21 protein-coding genes are annotated in these 22,352 nt (G+C 42.9%); 12 read left to right on the top strand and 9 right to left on the bottom strand.

Annotated elements, in window-relative coordinates:
* Window positions 1-9: 9 nt before the first annotated feature.
* The gene (locus ACINWC323_RS17370) at window positions 10-1,794 is read right to left on the bottom strand and encodes an ABC transporter substrate-binding protein (RefSeq protein ID WP_009507105.1); all 1,785 of its coding nucleotides are present in this window, start codon (window positions 1,792-1,794) and stop codon (window positions 10-12) included.
* A gap of 659 nt (window positions 1,795-2,453) precedes the next feature.
* On the opposite strand from ACINWC323_RS17370, the gene ACINWC323_RS17375 reads away from it, so the two are divergent.
* From ACINWC323_RS17375 to ACINWC323_RS17395, 5 genes are all read left to right on the top strand, one after another.
* The gene (locus ACINWC323_RS17375) at window positions 2,454-5,132 is read left to right on the top strand and encodes a TonB-dependent receptor (protein WP_009507077.1); all 2,679 of its coding nucleotides are present in this window, start codon (window positions 2,454-2,456) and stop codon (window positions 5,130-5,132) included.
* A 152-nt stretch (window positions 5,133-5,284) separates the two neighbouring features.
* Window positions 5,285-5,998, top strand: coding sequence for an energy transducer TonB (locus tag ACINWC323_RS17380; RefSeq protein ID WP_009507028.1), 714 nt, complete (start codon window positions 5,285-5,287; stop codon window positions 5,996-5,998).
* A 39-nt stretch (window positions 5,999-6,037) separates the two neighbouring features.
* Window positions 6,038-6,913 carry a MotA/TolQ/ExbB proton channel family protein gene (locus tag ACINWC323_RS17385; RefSeq protein ID WP_009507062.1) on the top strand — a complete coding sequence of 292 codons (876 nt, stop codon included), beginning with the start codon at window positions 6,038-6,040 and terminating at the stop codon, window positions 6,911-6,913.
* Window positions 6,914-6,924: 11 nt separating this feature from the next.
* A complete protein-coding gene (locus ACINWC323_RS17390) occupies window positions 6,925-7,353 on the top strand; it encodes an ExbD/TolR family protein (protein WP_005283843.1) in 429 nt (142 codons plus the stop codon).
* A gap of 15 nt (window positions 7,354-7,368) precedes the next feature.
* On the top strand, window positions 7,369-7,788 hold the full coding sequence (locus ACINWC323_RS17395; protein ID WP_009507044.1) for an ExbD/TolR family protein: 420 nt from the start codon (window positions 7,369-7,371) through the stop codon (window positions 7,786-7,788).
* A gap of 74 nt (window positions 7,789-7,862) precedes the next feature.
* On the opposite strand, the gene ACINWC323_RS17400 is transcribed toward ACINWC323_RS17395, so the two are convergent.
* The 7 genes from ACINWC323_RS17400 to ACINWC323_RS17430 all read right to left on the bottom strand — a co-directional run bounded on the left by ACINWC323_RS17400 (window position 7,863) and on the right by ACINWC323_RS17430 (window position 13,996).
* The gene (locus tag ACINWC323_RS17400; protein ID WP_009507103.1) at window positions 7,863-8,528 is read right to left on the bottom strand and encodes a hypothetical protein; all 666 of its coding nucleotides are present in this window, start codon (window positions 8,526-8,528) and stop codon (window positions 7,863-7,865) included.
* 219 nt (window positions 8,529-8,747) lie between these two features.
* Complete coding sequence (gene bioD / locus ACINWC323_RS17405; RefSeq protein WP_009507143.1) at window positions 8,748-9,392, bottom strand: dethiobiotin synthase; 645 nt, start codon at window positions 9,390-9,392, stop codon at window positions 8,748-8,750.
* Window positions 9,389-10,141 carry a malonyl-ACP O-methyltransferase BioC gene (gene bioC, locus ACINWC323_RS17410; protein WP_009507097.1) on the bottom strand — a complete coding sequence of 251 codons (753 nt, stop codon included), beginning with the start codon at window positions 10,139-10,141 and terminating at the stop codon, window positions 9,389-9,391. Before bioC ends, bioD begins: the two co-directional genes overlap by 4 nt.
* Window positions 10,138-11,292, bottom strand: coding sequence for an 8-amino-7-oxononanoate synthase (locus tag ACINWC323_RS17415; RefSeq protein ID WP_009507085.1), 1,155 nt, complete (start codon window positions 11,290-11,292; stop codon window positions 10,138-10,140). The genes bioC and ACINWC323_RS17415 overlap by 4 nt, the downstream gene beginning before the upstream one ends.
* Entirely contained in the window at window positions 11,279-12,574 is a 1,296-nt protein-coding gene (bioA, locus tag ACINWC323_RS17420) for an adenosylmethionine--8-amino-7-oxononanoate transaminase (RefSeq protein ID WP_009507056.1), read from the bottom strand. Before bioA ends, ACINWC323_RS17415 begins: the two co-directional genes overlap by 14 nt.
* 336 nt (window positions 12,575-12,910) lie before the next feature.
* The gene (locus ACINWC323_RS17425; RefSeq protein WP_009507094.1) at window positions 12,911-13,624 is read right to left on the bottom strand and encodes an alpha/beta hydrolase family protein; all 714 of its coding nucleotides are present in this window, start codon (window positions 13,622-13,624) and stop codon (window positions 12,911-12,913) included.
* A 42-nt stretch (window positions 13,625-13,666) separates the two neighbouring features.
* Window positions 13,667-13,996: a DUF6176 family protein gene (locus ACINWC323_RS17430; RefSeq protein ID WP_009507041.1), complete on the bottom strand. Its 330-nt coding sequence runs from the start codon at window positions 13,994-13,996 to the stop codon at window positions 13,667-13,669.
* 327 nt (window positions 13,997-14,323) lie between these two features.
* Between ACINWC323_RS17430 and ACINWC323_RS17435 the strand changes: the two genes are divergently transcribed.
* Window positions 14,324-14,899 carry a peroxiredoxin gene (locus ACINWC323_RS17435; protein ID WP_009507039.1) on the top strand — a complete coding sequence of 192 codons (576 nt, stop codon included), beginning with the start codon at window positions 14,324-14,326 and terminating at the stop codon, window positions 14,897-14,899.
* Window positions 14,900-14,977: 78 nt separating this feature from the next.
* Here the strand turns inward: ACINWC323_RS17435 and ACINWC323_RS17440 are convergent, their stop codons facing one another.
* Window positions 14,978-15,937, bottom strand: a complete 960-nt coding sequence (locus ACINWC323_RS17440; RefSeq protein WP_009507141.1) for a LysR family transcriptional regulator — start codon at window positions 15,935-15,937, stop codon at window positions 14,978-14,980.
* A gap of 249 nt (window positions 15,938-16,186) precedes the next feature.
* Between ACINWC323_RS17440 and benA the strand changes: the two genes are divergently transcribed.
* The 6 genes from benA to ACINWC323_RS17470 all read left to right on the top strand — a co-directional run.
* Window positions 16,187-17,569, top strand: a complete 1,383-nt coding sequence (gene benA / locus ACINWC323_RS17445) for a benzoate 1,2-dioxygenase large subunit (RefSeq protein WP_009507073.1) — start codon at window positions 16,187-16,189, stop codon at window positions 17,567-17,569.
* Window positions 17,566-18,066, top strand: a complete 501-nt coding sequence (gene benB, locus ACINWC323_RS17450) for a benzoate 1,2-dioxygenase small subunit (RefSeq protein WP_009507155.1) — start codon at window positions 17,566-17,568, stop codon at window positions 18,064-18,066. Before benA ends, benB begins: the two co-directional genes overlap by 4 nt.
* 73 nt (window positions 18,067-18,139) lie before the next feature.
* Entirely contained in the window at window positions 18,140-19,156 is a 1,017-nt protein-coding gene (gene benC, locus ACINWC323_RS17455) for a benzoate 1,2-dioxygenase electron transfer component BenC (RefSeq protein ID WP_009507157.1), read from the top strand.
* A 21-nt stretch (window positions 19,157-19,177) separates the two neighbouring features.
* A complete protein-coding gene (gene benD, locus ACINWC323_RS17460) occupies window positions 19,178-19,963 on the top strand; it encodes a benzoate diol dehydrogenase BenD (RefSeq protein WP_009507152.1) in 786 nt (261 codons plus the stop codon).
* Between the two features lie 56 nt (window positions 19,964-20,019).
* Complete coding sequence (gene benE / locus ACINWC323_RS17465) at window positions 20,020-21,213, top strand: benzoate/H(+) symporter BenE (RefSeq protein WP_009507123.1); 1,194 nt, start codon at window positions 20,020-20,022, stop codon at window positions 21,211-21,213.
* A 351-nt stretch (window positions 21,214-21,564) separates the two neighbouring features.
* The coding region (locus ACINWC323_RS17470; protein ID WP_009507051.1) for an IS5-like element IS17 family transposase at window positions 21,565-22,352 on the top strand (788 nt) is incomplete at its 3' end.

Raw genomic sequence — 22,352 nt, 5'->3', positions numbered from 1 at the left:
ACACATCACTTATTTTTGATTTGGTGAAGCAATATCAAGGTATTGCCAATTGGTATTCATAATAGGATGAGCCTTAAACCCCTGAACTTCTGGTTGAATCAACCAGTTGCGAATCCGTGTATCCTGTAAAATCCAGGTATTATCCGCTTCAATTTGCCGACTCATTTTTTCATAGAATGGTATGCGTTTTTCAGGTGGTTGCTGCATGGCCTGCTTATATAAATTGTCATAAGCAGTAGATTGATAACAGGACTGATTGCCACGCCCAATATTTGGCCCATACAGTAACTGAGTGAAATTTTCCCCTTCAGGATAGTCGGCATGCCATGCACCACTCCACATCATATATTGACACTGCGTGGCCGCTTTTAGGTTATCGGCAAAATTACTGACTTTAAAATCAGCACGTATCCCGATTGCGTCCAGATTTTTCTTCCATAATTCAGAGTACATTACTGAAGATGAGCCACTTTCAGTATTGATTTTTAAGGTTAAAGCTTTGCCATTAGGTAGGTTACGATAACCATCGGCACCCTTTTTATAACCGAAATGATCCAGTAATTTATTGGCCAATACAGGATTGTAGCCAATGCTACTGCGGTAATCGGGGTTATGCCCACTAATCCCTGCAGGAACCAGCATTTCAGCCTTCACTGCCTGGCCTTTTCGTAATATGCGAATATATTCATTCACATTAAACGACATTGCGATTGCTCGCCTTAAGGCAATTTTTTCCAGACTCTTCCCGCCGACTACCGGATCACGCATATTCAGCATCGAATAGGTAATCTCGGCCTCTTTATTGGCATACAGGCGAATCCCCTGTTTTTTTATGGCGGGCTTGAGTTGATTATTGTGATCAAGCACTTTAGGAATCGCATTTGAGGTGACTTTGTCAAAATCGAGCTGCTTGGACTGAAATGCCAGCCAGCGCGACTGTTCTTCTTCAATAATACTGATATTGACCTTGCCGATTTGTGGCATCTGCTTGCCGCTCATTTCCTTGACCAGTTGATTGTCCCATGCCGTGCCCGTCGATTTAAAGTTCCAGACAAAACCCCGGTAATCCGGATTGGCAACCAGTTCGATCTTGCTGCGAGGGACATATTTACTCAGCATATAGGGTCCGGTACCGACCGGATGCATAGCCAAACGATCTTTATAGTATTCAACCACTTCACGTGCAGTTGCCCCAAATGAACTATAAGCCAGAATATAAGGAAAGTTATAATCAGGTTGCGTCAGCGTAAATTGAATCGTATATTTATCGAGTGCCTTGATCCCTTCAATCTTGGCATCGTAATTAAACTTTCCGGTTTTCTTGGCCTGTTCAATCAGCGCATTGGCACCGACAATTTTATTATCAATAAAAGAAAATGATGAAGCATGATTTTTAGGATCTAAAATGCGTTTAATGGAATAAACATAGTCTTCAGCCACCAGCTCCCTGCGCTTACCTTTAAATGCGGGATCATCCGTAAAATAAATACCTGACTTTATTTTAAAGGTATACACCTGTCCATTTTTTTCAATGACCGGTAAACTTTGTGCAGTTCCAGGCATTAGTTTAACGGGATCTGCTAGATAATCATATTGAACCAGTCTTTCAAAAATAACATCAGCGACATTTCCACTGTAGTAGTTGAAGGTTTTAACCATATCAAAACCATCATCTGGCGCCTCAAAAGCAACACGGAGTACTTTGTCAGCTTGAGCTGGTGTTTTTGCATAAACCATGGGCATACATGCAACTACACTGGATAAAACAGTGACCGTAATAAAAATAGACTTCAACTTAATACTCACATCATCGTTTTTTAATAAATACTAGACTTTTGCATAGCATTCAACACTGCTGCCATTCCTCTTGACCTGAATCAGATTTAATTTTTTTCATTAAAAAATCATCTACTTGATTTAATTTTACCGTTCGGAAAAATTAAATCGGAAGAAAAATCATTTTCAGGTTAAAAATTACCTTGCTAAATTCATGCCACTTTTCAAATAAAAAAGTTATGATTATTTTTTAACCAAAAACTATGCAAAGCTAAACTGGTTTTCAGGCATCTTAAATAAAAGTAATTTTATGCCAAATCATATTTTTTTATATTATTTCCCATTTCCATGAAATCAGATTAATAAAATACATGTTTTATTGAAATAAAAAAGTATTTGCACTAGAAAAAAGCAAAAATAAAACTTTATGATTCATTTTAATGCATCAATAGCAAACTTCTATTTTGTAACTTTATGACAACTTATCCGCACTCATCATTATTTTTGGTTTTTTAATATTTAGTAAAAATATGAAAAGCTTATATATAAAAACTAAAACACTTTTACATAATTTATTCTACATTAAGCGAAATCTAAAAATAGAGCTTGGCACAGGTCTTGCTAAAACGGATTTATCTAATTTTAGAGTGGCAAACCATTTAGGGGTTCAATAAACAATGAAAAAAGCCAACTTCGCTACACCTGACTTCACACAAAAATCGGGCAAAGCCCTACTCAAACTCAGTACGCTTAGTTTAAGTATGCTGTGTTTAACCATGGCTCACGCTGCCGACGCGGACTCAACAACTGAAGAAAAACCCACCAAGGTGGTTAAGGTCGCCGTGACGGGATCTTCCATTAAAGGCATTGCAGCCCAAAGTGCCTCGCCGATTACCATTATCAAAGCCGACGACCTTGCTAAACAAGGCGTGACCACCGTCGAAGAAGCGTTAACCAAAGTGAGTGCTAACCAGGCTGGTTTCGCAACAGCCCAAAATGTGGGTGCAAGTAATACCGAAGGTTCATCTGCGAATTTACGTGCTTTAGGTACTGACAAGACCTTGATTTTATTGAATGGTCGCCGTTTAGCGTATAGCCCTTTTAGTACATCAACAACCAACTTGAATATTATTCCAATGGCGATGGTTGATCGTATCGAAATCCTCCGTGATGGCGCTTCTGCAATTTATGGTGCAGATGCGATTGCAGGTGTAATCAATTTTATTACCAAAAAGTCCTTTGAAGGATTAAATATTAGCGCGGGTTTAATCCAGCCTGAAGAAAGTGGTGGTGATAAGCAGGATGTCTCAATATTTGGTGGCTATGGAGATTTGGAGGAACAAGGTTTTAATGTGATGGGCGTCATTGATTACCGCCGCTCAAATGACATTATGGCAAGAGATCGTAAAGCCAGTAAACGAGGCGGACTTCTTCCTGAATTAGGAATTGATGCCAGTTCAGCCAATGGTTTTCCAGCCAATTTTCGTGATCCGAAAACAGGAAAACTTGGCAACCCTTATGCAAGTACAGCATGTAATAATGCTCCAAATACCGTGTCAGATGGTGAACTATGCTATCTAAATACGCAAGCATTGATCGGTATCGTTCCAAAATCAGAAACAATTTCTGCACTCGGACGCGGCACGTTCAAATTAAATGACAATTTTAATGCTATTGGTGAATATATTTATTCACGTAACGAAGTGACAACGTCTATTGCCCCTGATGTTTACAGCCGTTCGGTTACGCTTCCCTCAACAAGTCCTTATTACCCAGGAAATGGTATTACCCCTGCTGTCAGCGGTTTAAGTGGAGAACCTTTAGAACTTTATTTACGTTCGCAGGCGGGCAATCGGATATCTAATCCTGTCAATGAATCACATCGAGCACTACTTGCTTTGGAAGGTGAAGCGTATGGATGGGATATCAACACAGGCATCTCCTATGCACGCAGTGAAGCAACGGATGGTTTTGCTGGGGGTTACCTCAATCAGAGCCAAGTACAAGCTGCTTTAAATGCAGGAAAATTGAATCCATTTGGTCCAAGTGCGGATCAAAATATATGGCAATCATTTGAAGTTAAGGGAGATACCAATAAAGGTACTCTAACGGCAACGACATTTGATTTTAATGTTAGTCGTCCAATTTATACCCTTCCTGCTGGTGATGTTGGCTTTGCATTCGGGGGGAGCTTTAGTTCTCAAGAATGGAAAGCAAATGTTAACTCAGAGATTGTAAGACAAGTTCCAGGGAGTGGTATTGATCCAGACAAACCGGAAAGTAAAGGAAAACGCGATATCACTGCCCTCTTTACTGAGCTACACATCCCTGTTACCAAAACACTAGAAGCTCAACTTGCTGCCCGTTATGACAAATACAGTGATTTTGGTGATACTTTCAATCCCAAAGTGGCCTTCCGTTGGGAACCTTTAAAACAGTTAATGTTCCGCACCTCCTACAGTACAGGTTTCCGTGCACCAAGTCTGTATGACATCAATGCACCTCAGAGTAAGACCTATACTGGAGCGAAATACAATGATCCTGTGCTTTGCCCAAATGGCCAAGCAATTTCAGACCAGTATAAGACCGAATGTAATACACAATTTTATCGTACTCAGGGCGGAACCAAAGGCTTACAACCGGAAGAATCTACCTCGATCACGGCTGGTTTCGTCGTAGAGCCAATTAAGAATCTGGTTTTCTCTGCCGACTATTACAACATCAAAATCGATGGATTGATTAATAGTATTGGTGAAGCCATGATCTTTGGTGATCCAGAAAAATATGCAGATCGTTTCATTCGTGGAGAAGATGGCCGTCTTCAATATATCAATAGTGCATTAACCAATATGGGTGGGGTTAAAACCCAAGGGATTGACCTTGCTCTAAATTATCTCTCTCCAATGACCGTAACAGGTCGCTTTGGCTTCGGAATTGATGGTACCTATATTATTAAATATGACCGACAAGAAGAAAAAGGTGGAACTTGGGAGGGCTATGCAGGCAAGTACGATGACCCTGCAATTTTACGCTGGAAGCATGTTGCCAATATCAACTGGAGTTATGAAAACTGGAAAATGGTATTCGAGCAAGAGTTCTACCGAGGTTATAAAGACCAGAATGAAACGGGCGATGATAAATATGACAACCACCATGTTAGTGACTATACCCTCTACAACATTTCAGGAACCTATAAAGGCTTTAAAAATCTAGAACTTACTGCAGGTATAAAAAATATATTTGATGCTGAACCATCTGCATCGAATGTATTAGACAACTTCCAATATGGTTATGACCCCCGCTATAGCGATGTCACAGGTCGAGCATATTTCCTAAGAGGCACTTACAAATTTTAAGGCGTTTCGCCACTACGGCATGACTACTGTTCTGTCGTAGTGGTTCACCGTAATCCTCTGATTTATCAATTTTAAAGTGGTCTGTATCAATTTCAAATTGATGCTCTACGCCGAAAAAAGATGAATGCAAGATTACAATTTCAGGAGTAATTATGGGCATCCCCTTTTCTGAGAATGAAAACCAGCCAGCCAAACGCCTTGTCGGTATTGGTCTGGTGTTATTTCTACATCTCATTATCGCCTATATTCTGATGACAAGTTTATCGACTGACTTTAGCAAGCCTGTCGATAAGCCTGTAGAACTACAGATTATTCAGGACATCAAACCACCACCTCCGCCAAAACCAGAGGAACCAAAACCTAAAGAAAAGCCACCCGAGCCACCAAAGATGGTTGAGAAAGTGGCCAAAATGCCTGACCCACCTAAACAGGTGGAGAAAGCCACACCTGTACAAAAACCGGCACCTGCACAACCGACCCAAACAGCAGTTGCAACACCAACACCTGCACCTGCGACACCAACCCCAAGTCCAGTGGCAGCGCCTGTAGCCCCAACTGCGCCTGCAGCTCCTGCCAAACCCGCAGGGATTTCACGTGGTGTTTCCGAAGGTGAAGCTGGTTGTCAAAAACCAGAATACCCGCGTGAAGCACTGATGAACGAAGAGGAAGGTACGGTACGTATTCGCGTATTGGTGGACGGCTCAGGCAAAGTCATCGATTCAAAAGTCAAAAAATCGAGTGGTAGCAAAAGCTTAGATAAAGCGGCGGTCAAGGCGTATAGCCTGTGTACTTTTAAACCGGCAATGAAAGACGGTGTGCCACAGCAGGAATGGTATGAAATCGAATATCCATTCACACTTTCCTAATTAAATATATTGAATAAACAATTTTTGGAGAATTTACAGATGAAAAATACAGCAAAACATATCTCTCGAATCGCAGCAATTGGCCTGATTGTAGGAAGTACCTTACTACCTGTTACAACGGTTTGGGCCGATGAAACTACGCAAACGACAGCGGTAACGGCGGTCACGACTGATGCCACGGCACAAGCAAACCCAACCCCGCCCCCATTACCGGCAACTGTTGAAAAAGTCCATAATCCTTATGGCCTGGAAGCCCTGTGGCGCGAAGGTGACTTAGTCGCGAAATCAACCTTATTTATTTTAGTCCTGATGTCGATTGGGACGTGGTACATCATTCTGTCTAAAGTATTTCAACAAAGTAAAATCAAGCGCCATGGTACAGAAGCTGAACGTAATTTCTGGGAAGCTGAATCATTAAATAGCGCAGCTGAAAGCCTCAATACCAATAGCAGTTATCGCTATATCGCAGAAAAAGGCATTCGTTCAACCAAACACCATGACGGCACCTTATTAGAACGTATCGACTTCAATACCTGGGTGACCATTTCAATTCAACGGGCTATTGAAAAAGTTCAAAGCCATCTGAGCAATGGCCTGGCCTTTCTGGCGACTGTTGGTTCAACCGCACCATTCGTTGGTTTATTTGGAACGGTTTGGGGGATTTACCATGCGCTCACTGCGATTGGCATTTCAGGTCAGGCATCGATTGATAAAGTGGCCGGCCCTGTCGGTGAAGCCTTGATTATGACAGCGATTGGTCTTGCGGTCGCAGTACCGGCAGTACTGGGCTACAACTGGTTAACCCGTCGCAATAAAGCAGTCATGGACAATGTTCGTTCTTTTGGCTCAGACCTACATGCCGTACTTCTCAGCGGTGATTTAAACAGTAATCACCCAAACCGTGATTCTAAATAAGGAACACCATTATGGGCATGATGATTAATTCAGATCAAAATGATGATGATGTGATCGGAACGATTAACACCACCCCCTTAGTCGACATCATGCTGGTCCTGCTGATTATCTTTTTAATTACAGTGCCAGTGGTCACACACACCGTTCCGGTAAAACTGCCTGAAGAAAAAAATACACCTTATGCCACCACACCACAAAATATCCAGCTTTCAGTGAATAAAACGGGTGATATTTTCTGGAATGAACAACATGTTGCAAATAAGGAAACCTTACTTGCGCGCTTACAGGCCGAAGCACAAAAACGTCCGCAGCCTGAGGTTCATATTCGTGGCGATCAACTGACACATTACGACGCGATTGACCAGGTAATCAGTACAACTCAGCAAGCGGGTATTGGCAAAATTGCATTTGTCACGACCCCACCTGCGACCACACCATAACAGGAGGACTCACCTATGGGTATGAATGTAGGTTCAAAAAATGATGAAGAAGATGTCATGCTCGACGTCAACATGACACCTCTGATTGATGTCATGTTGGTGTTGTTGATTATGTTCATCATCACCATTCCGATTCCAAACAATGCGATTAACATTAATTTGCCAAATGGTACGCCACCGCCACCAACAGATCAGAAGCCACCAGAGACCATCAATTTACGGGTCGATGCACAAGGGCATATTTTCTGGAATGATCAGGCAGTAGCAGACCGACAGGCACTAAAGGTGTTATTCGAATCAGTTGCCCAAAAAGCCGATCAGGATCAAATCAAGTTTAAGCCTGATGCCCAGGCAGAATATAAAAATATCGCCATGGTGATGGCGTTAGCTCAACAGAGCAATGTCACCAAAATTGGCATCGTCAGTAATAACTAAACAATAAAGATAAGAAATTCATCCAATAATGACAAGTTTACTCCTGCGCTAACAAGTTCGCTTGTTAGCTTTTTTTATTTTATTTCACTAATTACAATCGGAATCAGCTTACTACTCACTTTATAGCCTTGAGGTTTATTGTTGCAGGCATCCCCTGTCACGGTGGTTCGAATGACATAAGGTGAATAAGGCATCACATTTAAATAACCTGAATTATCCCGACCAGTATGACAATCTTCTGCACCTGATTTTTCATCATAACGTCCTTCGTAAGAAGATTCTTCGACTTCTGCAATCAGCTTACTGGTCCATTGATTTAAATAAACCAGACTTTTACTCGATTCAACCGTGCCCTGTCCTGAGCCTGCGCTTTCAATTTCGATCAGTTGAATCGGCTTACCTTTATAAACAGTTAGATGTACTTTAAAACTATTCGATTGACCACCAAACGCTTTCAAGATTCGCGCCTGCTTTAATTTTGGACGGGTTAATACATAACCTCCCCAAAAATTACGTCCTGCATTTTCAAAACTTACGCCCGATAAATAGGCTTCTTCTCCTGAGATCAGTTTTACGGCTTCAGTCGAGTCAATCTGAATGGCTTGAGGAGGATTGGCATTTGAATCTTGTAAGTTGGTGATCCAACTGATGATGGTTTTATCTGTTGGCACAGCAGCATGAGTTGTCGAAATTAGACCTGACAAGCAGAGGGTTATAAAAATAAAATTCTTTTTATTCATTATGATTTCTCTTTAGTGATTAAATCTGAAAGCGGTCTTGACGGAGTCTCTCCCAGCTCTCATCCGATCATAGGGAAACCTTCTTACTTTTCAAAGATGAAAAGTAACAAAAATCTTTTGTTAGACTGACGGTACATCCCTGCTACCGCAGTCTAACTTGGCGGCATCCTTGCCGCCCTCCACGATCGCAGATATTTACTAGACCATAAATACCTAAAGTTAGTTAAACTTTTCCAACTCAATCCATTGCGCATCAGGAAAATGTTTTGCCAAATAAGCTTTTAGATAATCAGCGGTATCTTTTGAAATCACCGGATCTTTCGACTCGTCCTTTAAGTTATAGACTAAAGCATGCAAACTCAAACCACGCTGCTTTAATGCCTCTAAACTCAACAAAGTATGGTTAATACTCCCCAAACGTCCTGAAGTCACCAAAATCACAGGAAATTGATGCTGCACAATATAATCAATGGTCAACAGTTCAGTGGTTAAAGGCACCATTAAACCACCCGCACCTTCTAACAACACCACCTCAAAACGCTGAGCCAGCTCTTTGGTCGCAGCTTCAATCTTGGCAAAATTCAGATCACGCCCATCCAGACGGGTGGCTAAATGCGGCGAGGCAGGATAAGTAAAAATTTCAGGCATGGTGAGCTTGTCATGGTCTTCCTGAAACCAGCCACTGCCCATAATTTCACGGTGTTTTTCGATATCTTCCGAGACATCAACATTCCCCGTCTGCACCAGCTTCTGGGTAATCACTCGTCGCCCTTGTTCGGTCCAAAGCTTGGCGAGATAGCCTGTGGCATAGGTTTTACCAATTTCGGTATCAATGCCGCTGACAAAATAAATTGCTGCACTCATGCTATTCTCCGTGCAATCACATAAATCGGATGATAAGTCAGGCGGAAACCCTGCTCATCATAAAACTGTTGATAATCTGCATAAAACTTCTGCAAGGATTGCTTGGTCCAGCGATGTGATTTCGCTGTTGCGGTTACCCCAGTCGCTTTCAAATGCTGCAATACCGATTTGGGATGATCAAAATAAACCTGCTTCAGTTCTTGCGCGATGAATAGCACTTCAAAGCCTTGCTGTTGCAACTGCTGCTGCAGCACATCACGATCGATATAATTTAAACCCTGTCCTGTCAGTCGCTTAATTTCGGTGAGATTATCAGGACCAAAGCTAGAAAAGCCGAAATATCCATGAGGGTTTAACGCCACTTGAATCCGTTGTAATAACGCGGGCAGGTCCATCATCCATTGCAAAGCAGAACTGGAAATCACTGCATCCAGACATGGCGGTAATGCCAGTTGCTCAATATCACCGATCAACCAATTAATCTTGTCGACGCTTGAAAAATGCTGCTCGACATCCTCATATAAATCGTTTAAAAACAGCTGTTCAACCTGAAAATGGGGCTGAAACAAATGAGTGAGATTACCCGAACCACAACCAATCTCAAGGACTGAGTCCAAGCTGTGCGGATAATATGCTTTCAGATATTCAAATAATTGCGCACTAATCTGTTTCTGTACCACAGCATGCTCAACATAGCTTTGCCCTGCTTTGGCAAAACGTTGCGCAACCAGTGCTTTATTGATGCTCACAAACACTCCACCAATTGCTCCAATTCATTTTTTTGCACCCAAGAGGTTAAAGAAATGCGTAGGCGTGAACTATTCTGTGGCACGGTTGGTGGTCGTACCGGCATGGCATAAAAACCCTGTTGTTGTACATAGCGTGCTTTTTCGATCGCAGCCTGACTTTCACCTACAATAATCGGAATGATATGACTGCTGGAAGGACTAGAGAAACCTTTGGCAACCACTGCCTGTTGTAAATACTGGCTCATCTCAGCCAAGTGCTGACGCTGTGGTTGCATGCCCAATACTTTATTAAACATGAAATCTGACCATGCCATCGAGATCGGCGGTAACGCAGTACTAAAAATCAGTGGGCGCATTTTATTGATCAGATAATCACGGATGATTGAATCACAAATGATATAACCACCGACGGAAGCAATTGCTTTGCCAAAAGTTCCCACCAAGAAATCAATCTGATCGATTACCCCATATTGTTCGGCACAACCCAGACCTTGCTCACCCCTGACGCCAATCGCATGGGCTTCATCGACATACAACATGGTTTTGGCAAAACGCTGTTTTAACTGTGCCAAAGCAGCTAAATCTGTCTCGTCGCCATCCATACTAAAAATACTTTCGGTCACCACAATAATGTGATCAATTTGCTCATCTTGATGATACTTTTGCAATAACTGTTCCAGATGCTGCAAATCATTATGACGATAACGTACATATTGAGCAGCCGATAATCGAATGCCATCAATCATACTGGCATGCACCAGTTTATCGGCCAGAATCACGGTTTTGCTATCACACAAGGCTGGCAAAATACCAATATTCATATGGTAGCCGCTATTAAAGAGTAAGGCCGCACGGCCAAAGGCTTTGCTTAGGCTATTTTCAAACTGTTCATATTCTGCAAAATTACCCGTGAGCAAACGTGAAGAAGATGAACTAAAGAGCGCTCGTTCAATTTTCAGCGTATCAAGAAATTCTTCTCTTAAATGTAAATCAGCGGCCAAGCCTAAATAATCATTGGATGCCAGATTCAACATGGTTCGATCTTGGATGGTAATCCATCGTCCTTGCTGTTGATTTGAAGTAAATTGGCGAAAATTACCTTGCTGTTTGAGTTGCTCAAGCTGCTCGGCATAGTGATCAAGCAAGGACATTGGCATTTACTCCCGGCATTTCTTTGACGACTTCAATCAGATGCATTAACAAGTAATTTAACTCATCATCCGTAATCACATACGGCGGCATTACATATACCAATTTTCCAAATGGCCGTACCCAAATACCACGCTGCACAAACTGTTGCTGTAAAGTTTTCATATCCACATTGCTGGTTAATTCAACCACACCGATCGCCCCTAAAACCCGCACATCAGCAACATGATCGAGCTGTGCTAAATCGGTTAATTGTTCAACCAGAATCTTTTCAATTCGTTGGATATTGGCTTGCCAATCCTGTTCCACCAGCAATTGAGTACTTCTTAATGCAACTGCACACGCCAATGGATTCGCCATAAAGGTTGGGCCATGCATAAATACGCCTGCTTCCCCTCGACTAATGGTTTCAGCCACTTGTTTGCTGGTTAAGGTCGCAGACAGGGTCATATAACCGCCTGTTAAGCCCTTACCCATACACATGATATCGGGTTCAACCTGTGCGTGTTCCCACGCAAACATTTTACCTGTGCGCCCAAATCCTGTGGCAATCTCATCAAAGATCAACAATAGATTGTATTGCTCACACAACGCTTTGGCCTGACGTAAATATTCAGGATGATAAAAACGCATGCCGCCTGCACCTTGTACAATTGGCTCGATAATCAGTGCAGCAATACTGTGATGATGCTGTTCAATCTGTTGCTTGAGTTGCTGAATGTCTTGCGGATTCCACTCTCCATCGAAGCGGCTTTGTGGTGCAGAAACAAAAATGCGATTGGGTAAACTGGTACCAAAAATCTGATGCATCCCCGTGACTGGATCACACACCGACATTGCATTCCAGGTATCACCATGATAGCCAGAACGCGTGGTAATAAAATTGGTTTTCTCTGGTTTGTTTAATGCAGCCCAATATTGCACGGCCATTTTTAAGGCCACTTCTACAGCAACAGAACCTGAATCTGCATAGAAAATCTTATCCAAGCCCGGTGGCGTAATTTTTAATAAGAGTTTACCCAATTCAATCGCCGGTTCATGGGTCAGACCGCCAAACATGATATGTGCCATGTTCTGCAATTGGTCTGAAACTGCTTGATTGAGTTCAGGATGGTTATAACCATGAATCGCACACCACCATGACGACATGCCATCAACTAAAGTTCGACCATCTTCCAGTTCGATGGTTGCACCATAGGCACGTTTGACTTTAAAAGTTGGCAGTGGATTTAACATCGAAGTATAGGGATGCCATATATGTTCTAAATCAAATAAATCGGTCATCCTTTACCTCATTTGCTGCTGTTTCAAAATTTACCATTTGCCTGATCACACTTTTCGATACTCGGAAATGTCATCTGCAACCTGCGTGGTATAAATAAAATACAAGGCCTCATACACTTGATCAAAAGAAAAAATGAAAGAAGTGAACAGGTTTTGCAGATGACAAATGGTTTTGCCTACTTTTCCCGAAAGAAAAGTAGGTCGCCGAAGGCATATCCTGAAAATGGATGAGTACTCGGCACGATTCCGTTAGATCTATAAAATAGGTTTTATCTTAAACTTGTCAAAACCTAAAATATATTGCGAGAACTTTCAATTCAAGCAAGATTAAACCAGCTACTGAATAAAATCTTCAATTAATTGCACAGTCTGATCTAACATAAAGCACGGAAAACCATGCGAAGCGCCATCAATCGAAACAACAGATAAATTTTTTGCAGCTAAATCTTTAGTTTTTCGCACAACTTGGTGAGGAACTAAAGCATCATGCTCAGCAAAGACATGCAACTGTCTACCTTGATAATTTTTATACCACTCAACCAAGTTCAATTGCTCCAGCAACTCTAATCCTTGCCGAAGCAAGGCAATCGGTTGTGGACGAATCAATTTCTGCATGGCTACAAAATCTTTCTTTGCCGAACTTGCACCTTGACAGACCAACAGGCCAAACCGCTTTAAAGTACTAATCGCATCCTGTTCAAATGACTGTTTGAACTGCATAAAGGTTTCCACAGGCATAGCAGTGGTCCAATCTGCTTGTGCCACAAAACATGGATTTGACGCTAAAGTAATTAAAACTTTCTGCTCAGCATATTTTTTCCAGATCTGATCGACCAGTAAAGTCGCCAGTTGTCCGCCAAGCGACCACCCAATAATCACATCGAATTTCATTGCATGTTCGACCTGCTGTTGTAAAATATCCTCATCCAGCGCATTAAAAATATTGATTCGCTCAACGCGATGTCCCTTCTGTTCTAAAGCCTCATGTAAGGGTTTTAATAATTCGGTACCACCACCCCAGCCGGTGATGAGTAAAATCTTATAGGTCACACGCTTGCTCAATTCCAAAAACTTCAACGCAGTATACCCCGATTAATACTGCTCATTATTTTCCAAATCTACCAAAAGCTGCGCTGGAATCACCTGTTCCCAATGCTGCTTAAACTGTCGATGGACTTGATCAATTTCAAAGGCACTGTTTCTTGCAACCTGTTGTGCATGCGCAATATCTTTAGCACGCATATAGGCGAGTAAATAATCGTCGCCATTCAATTCAAGTTGAAACCAGGATTCAACGGTTACTCCTTCAGCTTGCAGCGTTTGAATCGCTTCGGCTTTACGTTGTTGAATTTCTTGCTGCCAAGCCTCGACCTCAGCCTGCCTATTTGTTTTTAATTTAATCAGGACTGCACCAACATCCATTAATTTTCCTTTTTTTTAAATCATTAGAATTTTTGCATAAATCATTTTTTGAGCTGTGTTAAATTCTCAATGAAAGTTCCCTCTCCTTTTTAAAGGAGAGGGCTAGGGAGAGGATTTATATGAAGAGTCCTACTCATCCTATTGCTGACTTGCAGCCCTCCTCCCCAAAGGAGAAATGACTTTCAACATTCATCATTTCTCGGCTTTTAAAAGCGCTCTATGATTCAATTGAAATATATAAAGCAGAGCAAAACCCTGTAAAGAATTTTCTACCCCATCCAATCTCTAAATTTGCTAAAGTAGGTTCTATTACACTTTGAGATCAACATGATGAATACGATAAAGTCCAAAGTTCTCGTTTTATGTAGTTCACTTTTCTTACTCAGCGCACCGATGCTCAGTAGCGCACAAAATACCTTATTTTCGAAACAAGATACTGCACAAAAAGAATGGGTTGGAAAATCCGCACCGGATTTCAAACTGCAAGACCAGAGTGGGAAATGGCATACATTGAGCCAGTATAAAGGCAAATGGGTGGTGCTATATTTCTATCCAAAAGATAATACGGCGGGTTGTACCCAAGAAGCCAATCAATTTAAATCACTCTATCCTCAATTTACCAAAGCAAATGCTGTGGTGCTGGGTGTCAGTCTAGATGATGTTGCCTCACATCAAAAATTCTCGGAAAAACTCGGCCTCCCCTTTCCGATTCTTGCTGATGATCAGGGTGAACTGGCAACTAAATTTGGCATCGTTCGAAACCTGGGTATTACTAAAATTGCCAAACGCGAGAGTTTTTTGATTAATCCTCAAGGCGCGGTGATGTATCACTACACCAGCGTGAATACACAAACTCATGCCGATCAAGTATTGAAAGATCTCAAAACTTTACAAAGCAAATAATTGCGTTGAAGATTCTAAGTCAGCTTAATGAGTAATAATATGCCTAGCTATTTGAAGTCTAGGCATTTTTATACTTACTTAAAAATCAATGCCGTTGGAATCATCAATCGGATTCTGATCTAGTGTAAATACAGTGCGCTGATAAGCAATGCCTTCCAGATCATAGACCTGATAAACACAATCAAATAACAGCTGTAGGTCTTCACTACGATCCATTGCCCGTGCGGTCAGAAAGATTGGGCTGACAGCCCCATTGTCCAGAATTGGAATGTAATTGAGATGGGGAAAACGAATGGTATCCGCACTGGCAGGAATCACACACAAACCTTCACCTGCCGCCACGAGACCTAAAGCCAGCTGGATTTCCCGTATCTCATGCATATTTTTGGGGACCAGGCTATGCTCGGCAAAAATATTCAGCAGTTGAGTCGAAAAATTAGGTTTTGAAGATGTGGGATACATAAACATCTTTTCATCAATCAGATCAGCTAGATAGACTCCTTCCGTCCGCTGCGCAATCGGATGGCTGGTATGTGCCGCCACCACCAGACGTTCCTTGCGCAATAAAATTCGCCTAACCGCAGGATCACTAATCCGCAAGCGCCCAAAGCCTACATCAATGCGACCTTCTTTTAAGGCTTGCACTTGTTCTGTGGTGCTCATTTCCACCAGTTGAATATTAAGATGCGGCTGCTGTTGCCTGAATAAATAAATGATCCGTGGCAATAGGCCATATAGTAACGATCCGACAAAACCAATGGTAACACTGCGTTCAATCAGTCCAATCCGTTTCGCCATACTTTTAATTTCTTCAGCATTAGACAAAAGTTTAATCGCATGCTGATAAAAGAAATGTCCGGCAGGTGTGGTTTGTAGAGGTCGACTACCGCGCTCGAACAGTTGAATACCCAACTCACTTTCCAGATTTTGAATCTGCCGGCTCAAAGGAGGTTGAGCAATAAATAGTTTTTCTGCGGCTTTGGTGAAACTCTGCTCTTCAACGACCGCAACAAAATACCGTAAATGACGTAATTCCATGAGGTTTCCATACCTTTAAGATATATAAAAATATAAATTCAGTCTTAGACAGAGTTTACTCATTCTTTTAAGGTATAGACAAGAGATAAACCGATGAAGTTATGAATCGCTTCCGCTAGATTCCAGCTGCCCACATTCATCCTTATCGGTTCAAGCCACCACACTCGCCACATTCAACTTATTAGGATATCGAGACGCTTTAAGCGCAACTCGATGACTTCCACAGTTTTGGAAAGTCGGAGAACGGACATGCCACGTATTCCTGTAATCAATACCAGCCATCTTGACCGCATTGATGAATTACTGGTCGATAATATCGACACCGGTGAATTTAAACTTCATCGTTCAGTGTTTACCGATCAAGCCCTATTTGACCTTGAAATGAAATACATTTTCGAAGGTAATTGGGTGTATCTGGCCCATGAAAGCCAAATTCCCAATAACAACGATTTCTACACCACCCACATTGGTCGTCAACCTGTCATCATCGCCCGCAACCGTAACGGCGAACTGAATGCCATGATCAATGCCTGTTCGCATCGTGGTGCGCAACTTTGCCGTCATAAACGGGGGAACAAAGCCACTTATACCTGCCCTTTCCACGGTTGGACCTTTAACAACTCAGGCAAACTCCTCAAAGTGAAAGACCCCAGTGAAGCAGGTTATTCGGACTGCTTTAACCAAGATGGTTCACATGACCTGAAAAAAGTCGCACGTTTTGAAAACTACAAAGGCTTCTTGTTTGGCAGTCTCAATCCAGATGTACCCTCACTTGAAGAATTCTTGGGTGAAACCAGCAAAATCATCGACATGATTGTCGATCAATCCGAACATGGGTTAGAAGTTCTACGCGGTACCTCCTCTTATACCTATGAAGGGAATTGGAAACTGACGGCGGAAAATGGTGCCGATGGTTATCATGTATCAGCAGTGCACTGGAACTATGCTGCCACCACACAACACCGCAAAGAGACTCAGGCTGCCGATAATATTCGCGCCATGAGCGCGGGTTCTTGGGGCAAACAAGGTGGCGGTTCTTATGGTTTTGAAAATGGTCATATGTTGCTGTGGACACAATGGGCCAATCCAGAAGATCGTCCGAACTTCCCGAAAGCAGATGAATATACCGAGAAATACGGTGCAGCCATGTCGAAATGGATGATCGAACGCTCGCGTAATCTGTGTCTCTATCCAAACGTGTATTTGATGGATCAGTTCGGTTCGCAAATTCGTGTATTGCGTCCTATCTCAGTCGATCGCACTGAAGTCACGATTTACTGTATCGCACCGAAAGGTGAAGCTCCTGAGGCACGTGCACGTCGTATTCGCCAATACGAAGATTTCTTCAATGCCTCTGGTATGGCGACACCCGATGACCTAGAAGAGTTCCGTGCTTGTCAGGCAGGTTATGCCGGGATCGCACTGGAATGGAATGACATGTGCCGTGGTTCCAAGCACTGGATTTATGGCCCCGATGATGCAGCCAATGAAATTGGTTTAAAACCCATGCTCAGTGGGATTAAAACCGAAGATGAAGGACTTTATCTTGCCCAGCATCAATATTGGTTAAAAACTATGAAACATGCGATTGCATCAGAGAAACAAATTGCTGATCAGGGAGAAACAGCATGAGTGGCCAAGATAACCTAACTTTAGAAAATATTGCTCAGTTTCTCTATCGTGAGGCTCGCTTTTTAGATGATGAACAATGGGATGACTGGCTGAATTGCTATGCAACTGAGGCCAGTTTCTGGATGCCGGCCTGGGATGACAATGACCAGCTCACGCAGGATCCACAGTCTGAAATTTCCCTGATTTATTACCCGGATCGTCAAGGACTAGAAGACCGTGTGTTCCGGATCAAGACCGAACGCTCTTCTGCCACCATGCCTGATACGCGTACTTGCCACAATATTGCCAATGTTGAAATCGTAGAGCGCGACGGGGATAAAGTCACGGTTCGCTTCAACTGGAATACCTTGAGCTTCCGCTACAAAACCACCTATAGCTACTTTGGCATGTCACGTTATGTGATCGATTGTTCCGGTGATCAGCCCAAAATCTTGAGCAAATATGTGGTTTTGAAAAATGACTATATCAATCAAGTGATTGATATCTACCACCTGTAAAAAATAGCTCTCCTCAGCCAAACGGACTGTTGGCTGAGGATAAAAGTTTCAAATATTTTGTAGGATACATGCCATGTCAAACCACAATATCGCACTTCAATTTGAAGATGGTGTGACACGTTTTATCAGTGTCGCTCAAGGTGAAACCCTGTCCGATGCTGCTTATCGCCAAAAAATTAATATCCCGTTGGACTGCCGTGACGGTGCCTGTGGTACTTGCCGTGCATTCTGCGAATCTGGCAGTTATGACATGCCGGAAGAAAGCTACATCGAGGATGCCCTCACCCCAGAAGAAGCAGAGCAAGGCTATATTCTGGCGTGCCAATGTCGTCCAAGCTCAGATGCCGTATTCCAGATTCAGGCTTCATCTGATGTCTGTAAAACCGAAATCCATGCTTTCCAAGGCACATTGGCTCGGGTCGAAAATCTTTCCGACTCAACCATTACCTTTGATATTCAACTGGATGAAGGTCAGCCCGATATTCACTTCCTTGCAGGACAGTATGTCAATGTCGCTATTCCTGAAACAGGTGAAACCCGTTCATATTCATTTAGCTCAAAGCCGGGCAACCGCTTAACGGGCTTTGTGGTGCGTAATGTCCCAAATGGCAAAATGAGCGATTTCTTAAGCAAGGCCGCGCAGGCAGGCGACAAGATGAGCTTCACAGGTCCATTCGGCAGCTTCTATCTACGTAATGTCACTCGTCCTGTGCTGATGCTGGCAGGTGGTACCGGTATTGCGCCTTTTATCTCGATGTTGCAGGTGCTGGAAGAAAAAGGTTCAACCCAACCTGTACGCTTAGTGTTTGGTGTGACCAACGACTTTGATCTGGTGGCTTTAGAAAAACTGAATGAGTTGCAGGCGAAATTTCCGTGGTTTGAATATCGAACTGTCGTTGCTCATCCTGACAGTCAGCATGTGCGTAAAGGTTATGTCACAAGCCATATCGAATCTGAATGGCTCAATAGCGGCGATGTTGATGTGTATCTGTGTGGTCCTGTCCCGATGGTCGAAGCCGTCCGTGGCTGGTTAGATGCTGAACAGATCAAACCTGCCAACTTCCTGTTTGAGAAATTCTCAGCAAACTAATTCAAGGTGAGAAAGTTATCCATGTCAAACCTGCAAAGATTTAGCGATAAAGTGGTGATTGTCACAGGTAGTGCTCAGGGCATTGGCCGTGGGGTGGCGCTACAACTGGCGGTGGAAGGTGCGCAACTGGTTCTGGCTGATCGTTCTGATTATGTGCAGGAGGTACTGACCGAAGTCAAAGCCATAGGCGCTGAGGCCATTACGGTTCAAGCCGATCTGGAAAGCTTTGCAGGTGCACAAACTGTGGTTGCCAAAGCTATTCAACATTTTGGTCGGGTCGATGTGCTGATCAACAATGTCGGTGGTGCAATCTGGATGAAACCTTTTCAGGAATTCTCTGAAGAAGAAATTATCAAGGAAGTGAATCGCTCATTGTTTCCAACTTTATGGTGCTGCCGAGCGGTCTTGCCTGCAATGATTCAGCAACAGGCAGGTGTGATCGTCAATGTTTCATCGATTGCGACTCGCGGCATTAACCGTATTCCCTACTCTGCCGCCAAAGGTGGCGTCAATGCACTGACAGCGTCGCTGGCCTTTGAACATGCCAAAGATGGAATTCGGGTCAATGCCATCGCCACTGGTGGCACCGAAGCCCCACCACGCAAAGTGCCACGCAATAACAATCCACTCAGTCAAAATGAAAAAGACTGGATGCAACAAGTGGTGGATCAAACCATAGATCGCACCTTCATGGGCCGTTATGGCAGTATTGAGGAACAAGTCAAAGCCATTGTCTTTGTTGCATCCGATGATGCCTCTTATATCACCGGCAGCGTCATTCCCGTGGGAGGTGGAGATCAGGGTTAGCCCTGATCTTTTGCATTTCAAATAAAGTACCGGATGTGCATGGAGGCCATTACCCAATGACAACTTTACTCAAAACATTAAAACAAGATTGGTCCATTTCAGCGACGGTTGCTGGTTTTCTTGCGGTTCTGATTTCCTATTCAGGACCACTGATTATTTTCTTTCAGGCGGCGCAACGTGCCCATGTCTCAACCGACATGATGGTGTCATGGATCTGGGGCATTTCCATCGGTGCTGCCGTGGCGGGGATTTATCTCTCGATAAAATATAAAACCCCAGTCATTACCGCATGGTCTGCACCCGGTACCGCCTTATTGGTGACGCTATTTCCTGACATTTCACTGAATGAAGCAGTCGCGGCCTATATCACTTCTGCAATTGTGATTTTTCTGGTTGGCATTACAGGTTGTTTCGACAAACTACTGAAATGGATTCCACAAGATGTTGCTGCGGGTATGATGGCAGGCATCCTGTTCCAGTTTGGCATCAATCTGTTTACGGCTTCAGATCATATGCCGTTGATTGTGTTTAGCATGTTGATTGTGTTCTTGGTCGCTAAACGACTGATGCCGCGCTACACCATGATTTGGGTGCTAGCTGCTGGAGTTTTATTAAGCCTCATTTTAGGCAAAATGAATCCGGTTGATGTGAGTTTTAGTTTAGCTATTCCGCAGTGGATTAGCCCAGAATGGACATGGAACTCAACACTCAACCTCGCTGTTCCTCTCATTTTAGTCAGCTTAACCGGCCAGTTTTTACCGGGTATGGCGATCATGAAACTGAGCGGCTATGACACACCTGCCAAACCCATTATCAGTGCTACTAGTATTGCCTCTCTTGCTGTGGCTTGTGTTGGTGGAATTACCATCGTCCTCGCTTCGATTACGGCAGCCTTATGTATGGGCAAGGATGCCCATGAACTGAAAGAAAAACGCTATATCGCAGGGATTGCCAACGGGATTTTTTATATTCTCGGCGGACTGTTTGCAGGCAGTCTTGTGATGTTATTCAGTTTGCTGCCAAAAGAACTGGTTGCGGCTTTGGCTGGCCTCGCCTTACTCGGCGCAATTGCAACCAATATCACCGCTGCCATGCAGAATCCTCAACATCGTGATGCTGCACTGATTACTTTTCTGGCAACCGCTTCTGGCATGCATTTTCTAGGCTTAAGTTCAGTCTTCTGGGGGATTTGCATCGGGGTAATTGCGCATCTGATTCTCACGCCAAGTAAACAGCCTGTTGCGTCTTAACTGCTTCCATACCTCCTCTTTTTACGGCGTCACTCCTCATGTGATCAGAAAACCTGAGCAATTTTCAGGTTTTCTTTTTTTGTATTTTAAAATACCCACGACCCAATAAATGCCTGATTGATAAATCCGCAATTATTCAGCCTTTAAAACCTGACTAAAATAAGCCATTTTTTAATTAAGAAACTTATTTATTCACTTATGATTATTCATCCAAAAATATTTAAAAACACCACTTTAAAATAACTAGTATTCTCGTATTTTAATATTTAATACTAATTTAGCCTTTTATTCCGCAGCGGCTTTGTTGCACAAACCTATCTGTAAAGGCTTTTTCAGCGATATAATTTTCAAATGAAGAAGCCTACACACAAAATCTACCGCACAACCAATTGGCCCGCATATAACCGAGCACTCATTAATCGCGGAAATATTGCCCTTTGGTTTGATCCTGCTACGCAATGGTATGCTCCATCAAAAGGCAAACAAGGGCGAAATCAAACCTACTCCGACGCAGCCATCCAATGCTGCTTAATGATTAAATCCTTATTCCGTCTATCTTTACGTATGGTCACTGGCTTTGTGCAAAGTCTGATTAAACTTTGCGGATTAAATTGGACCGCACCAGATTACAGTACGCTTTGTAGAAGACAAAAGCATATTGATATTGCAATCAGCTACCAAAAAAGTAGCGATGGGCTGCATCTACTCGTAGACTCTACAGGGATGAAGTTTCTAGGTGAGGGCGAATGGAAACGCAAGAAACATGGAGCTGAATATCGTCGCCAATGGCGTAAACTACATATTGGTATAGATGCCAAAACCCTACAAATACGCGCTATTCAGCTCACAACCAATAATGTCTGTGATTCACAGGTGCTTGGTGATTTACTTAATCAGATTCCACAAGATGAGCAGATTGACTCTGTTTATACCGATGGAGCTTATGACACCAAGCAATGCCGTCAGGTCATTGCAGATCGGCAAGCACATGCGGTGATTCCACCTAGAAAAAATGCGAAACCATGGAAAGATACAAAGAGTAGCTCGCTAGAGCGAAATGAATTACTTCGAACAATTAAACGTTTAGGTAGGACACTATGGAAAAAATGGTCAGGCTATCATCGCCGAAGTTTGGTTGA

The organism is Acinetobacter sp. WC-323, from assembly GCF_000314615.1.
Lineage (GTDB): Bacteria > Pseudomonadota > Gammaproteobacteria > Pseudomonadales > Moraxellaceae > Acinetobacter > Acinetobacter courvalinii.
This window is presented reverse-complemented; position numbering and strand designations above follow the sequence as displayed.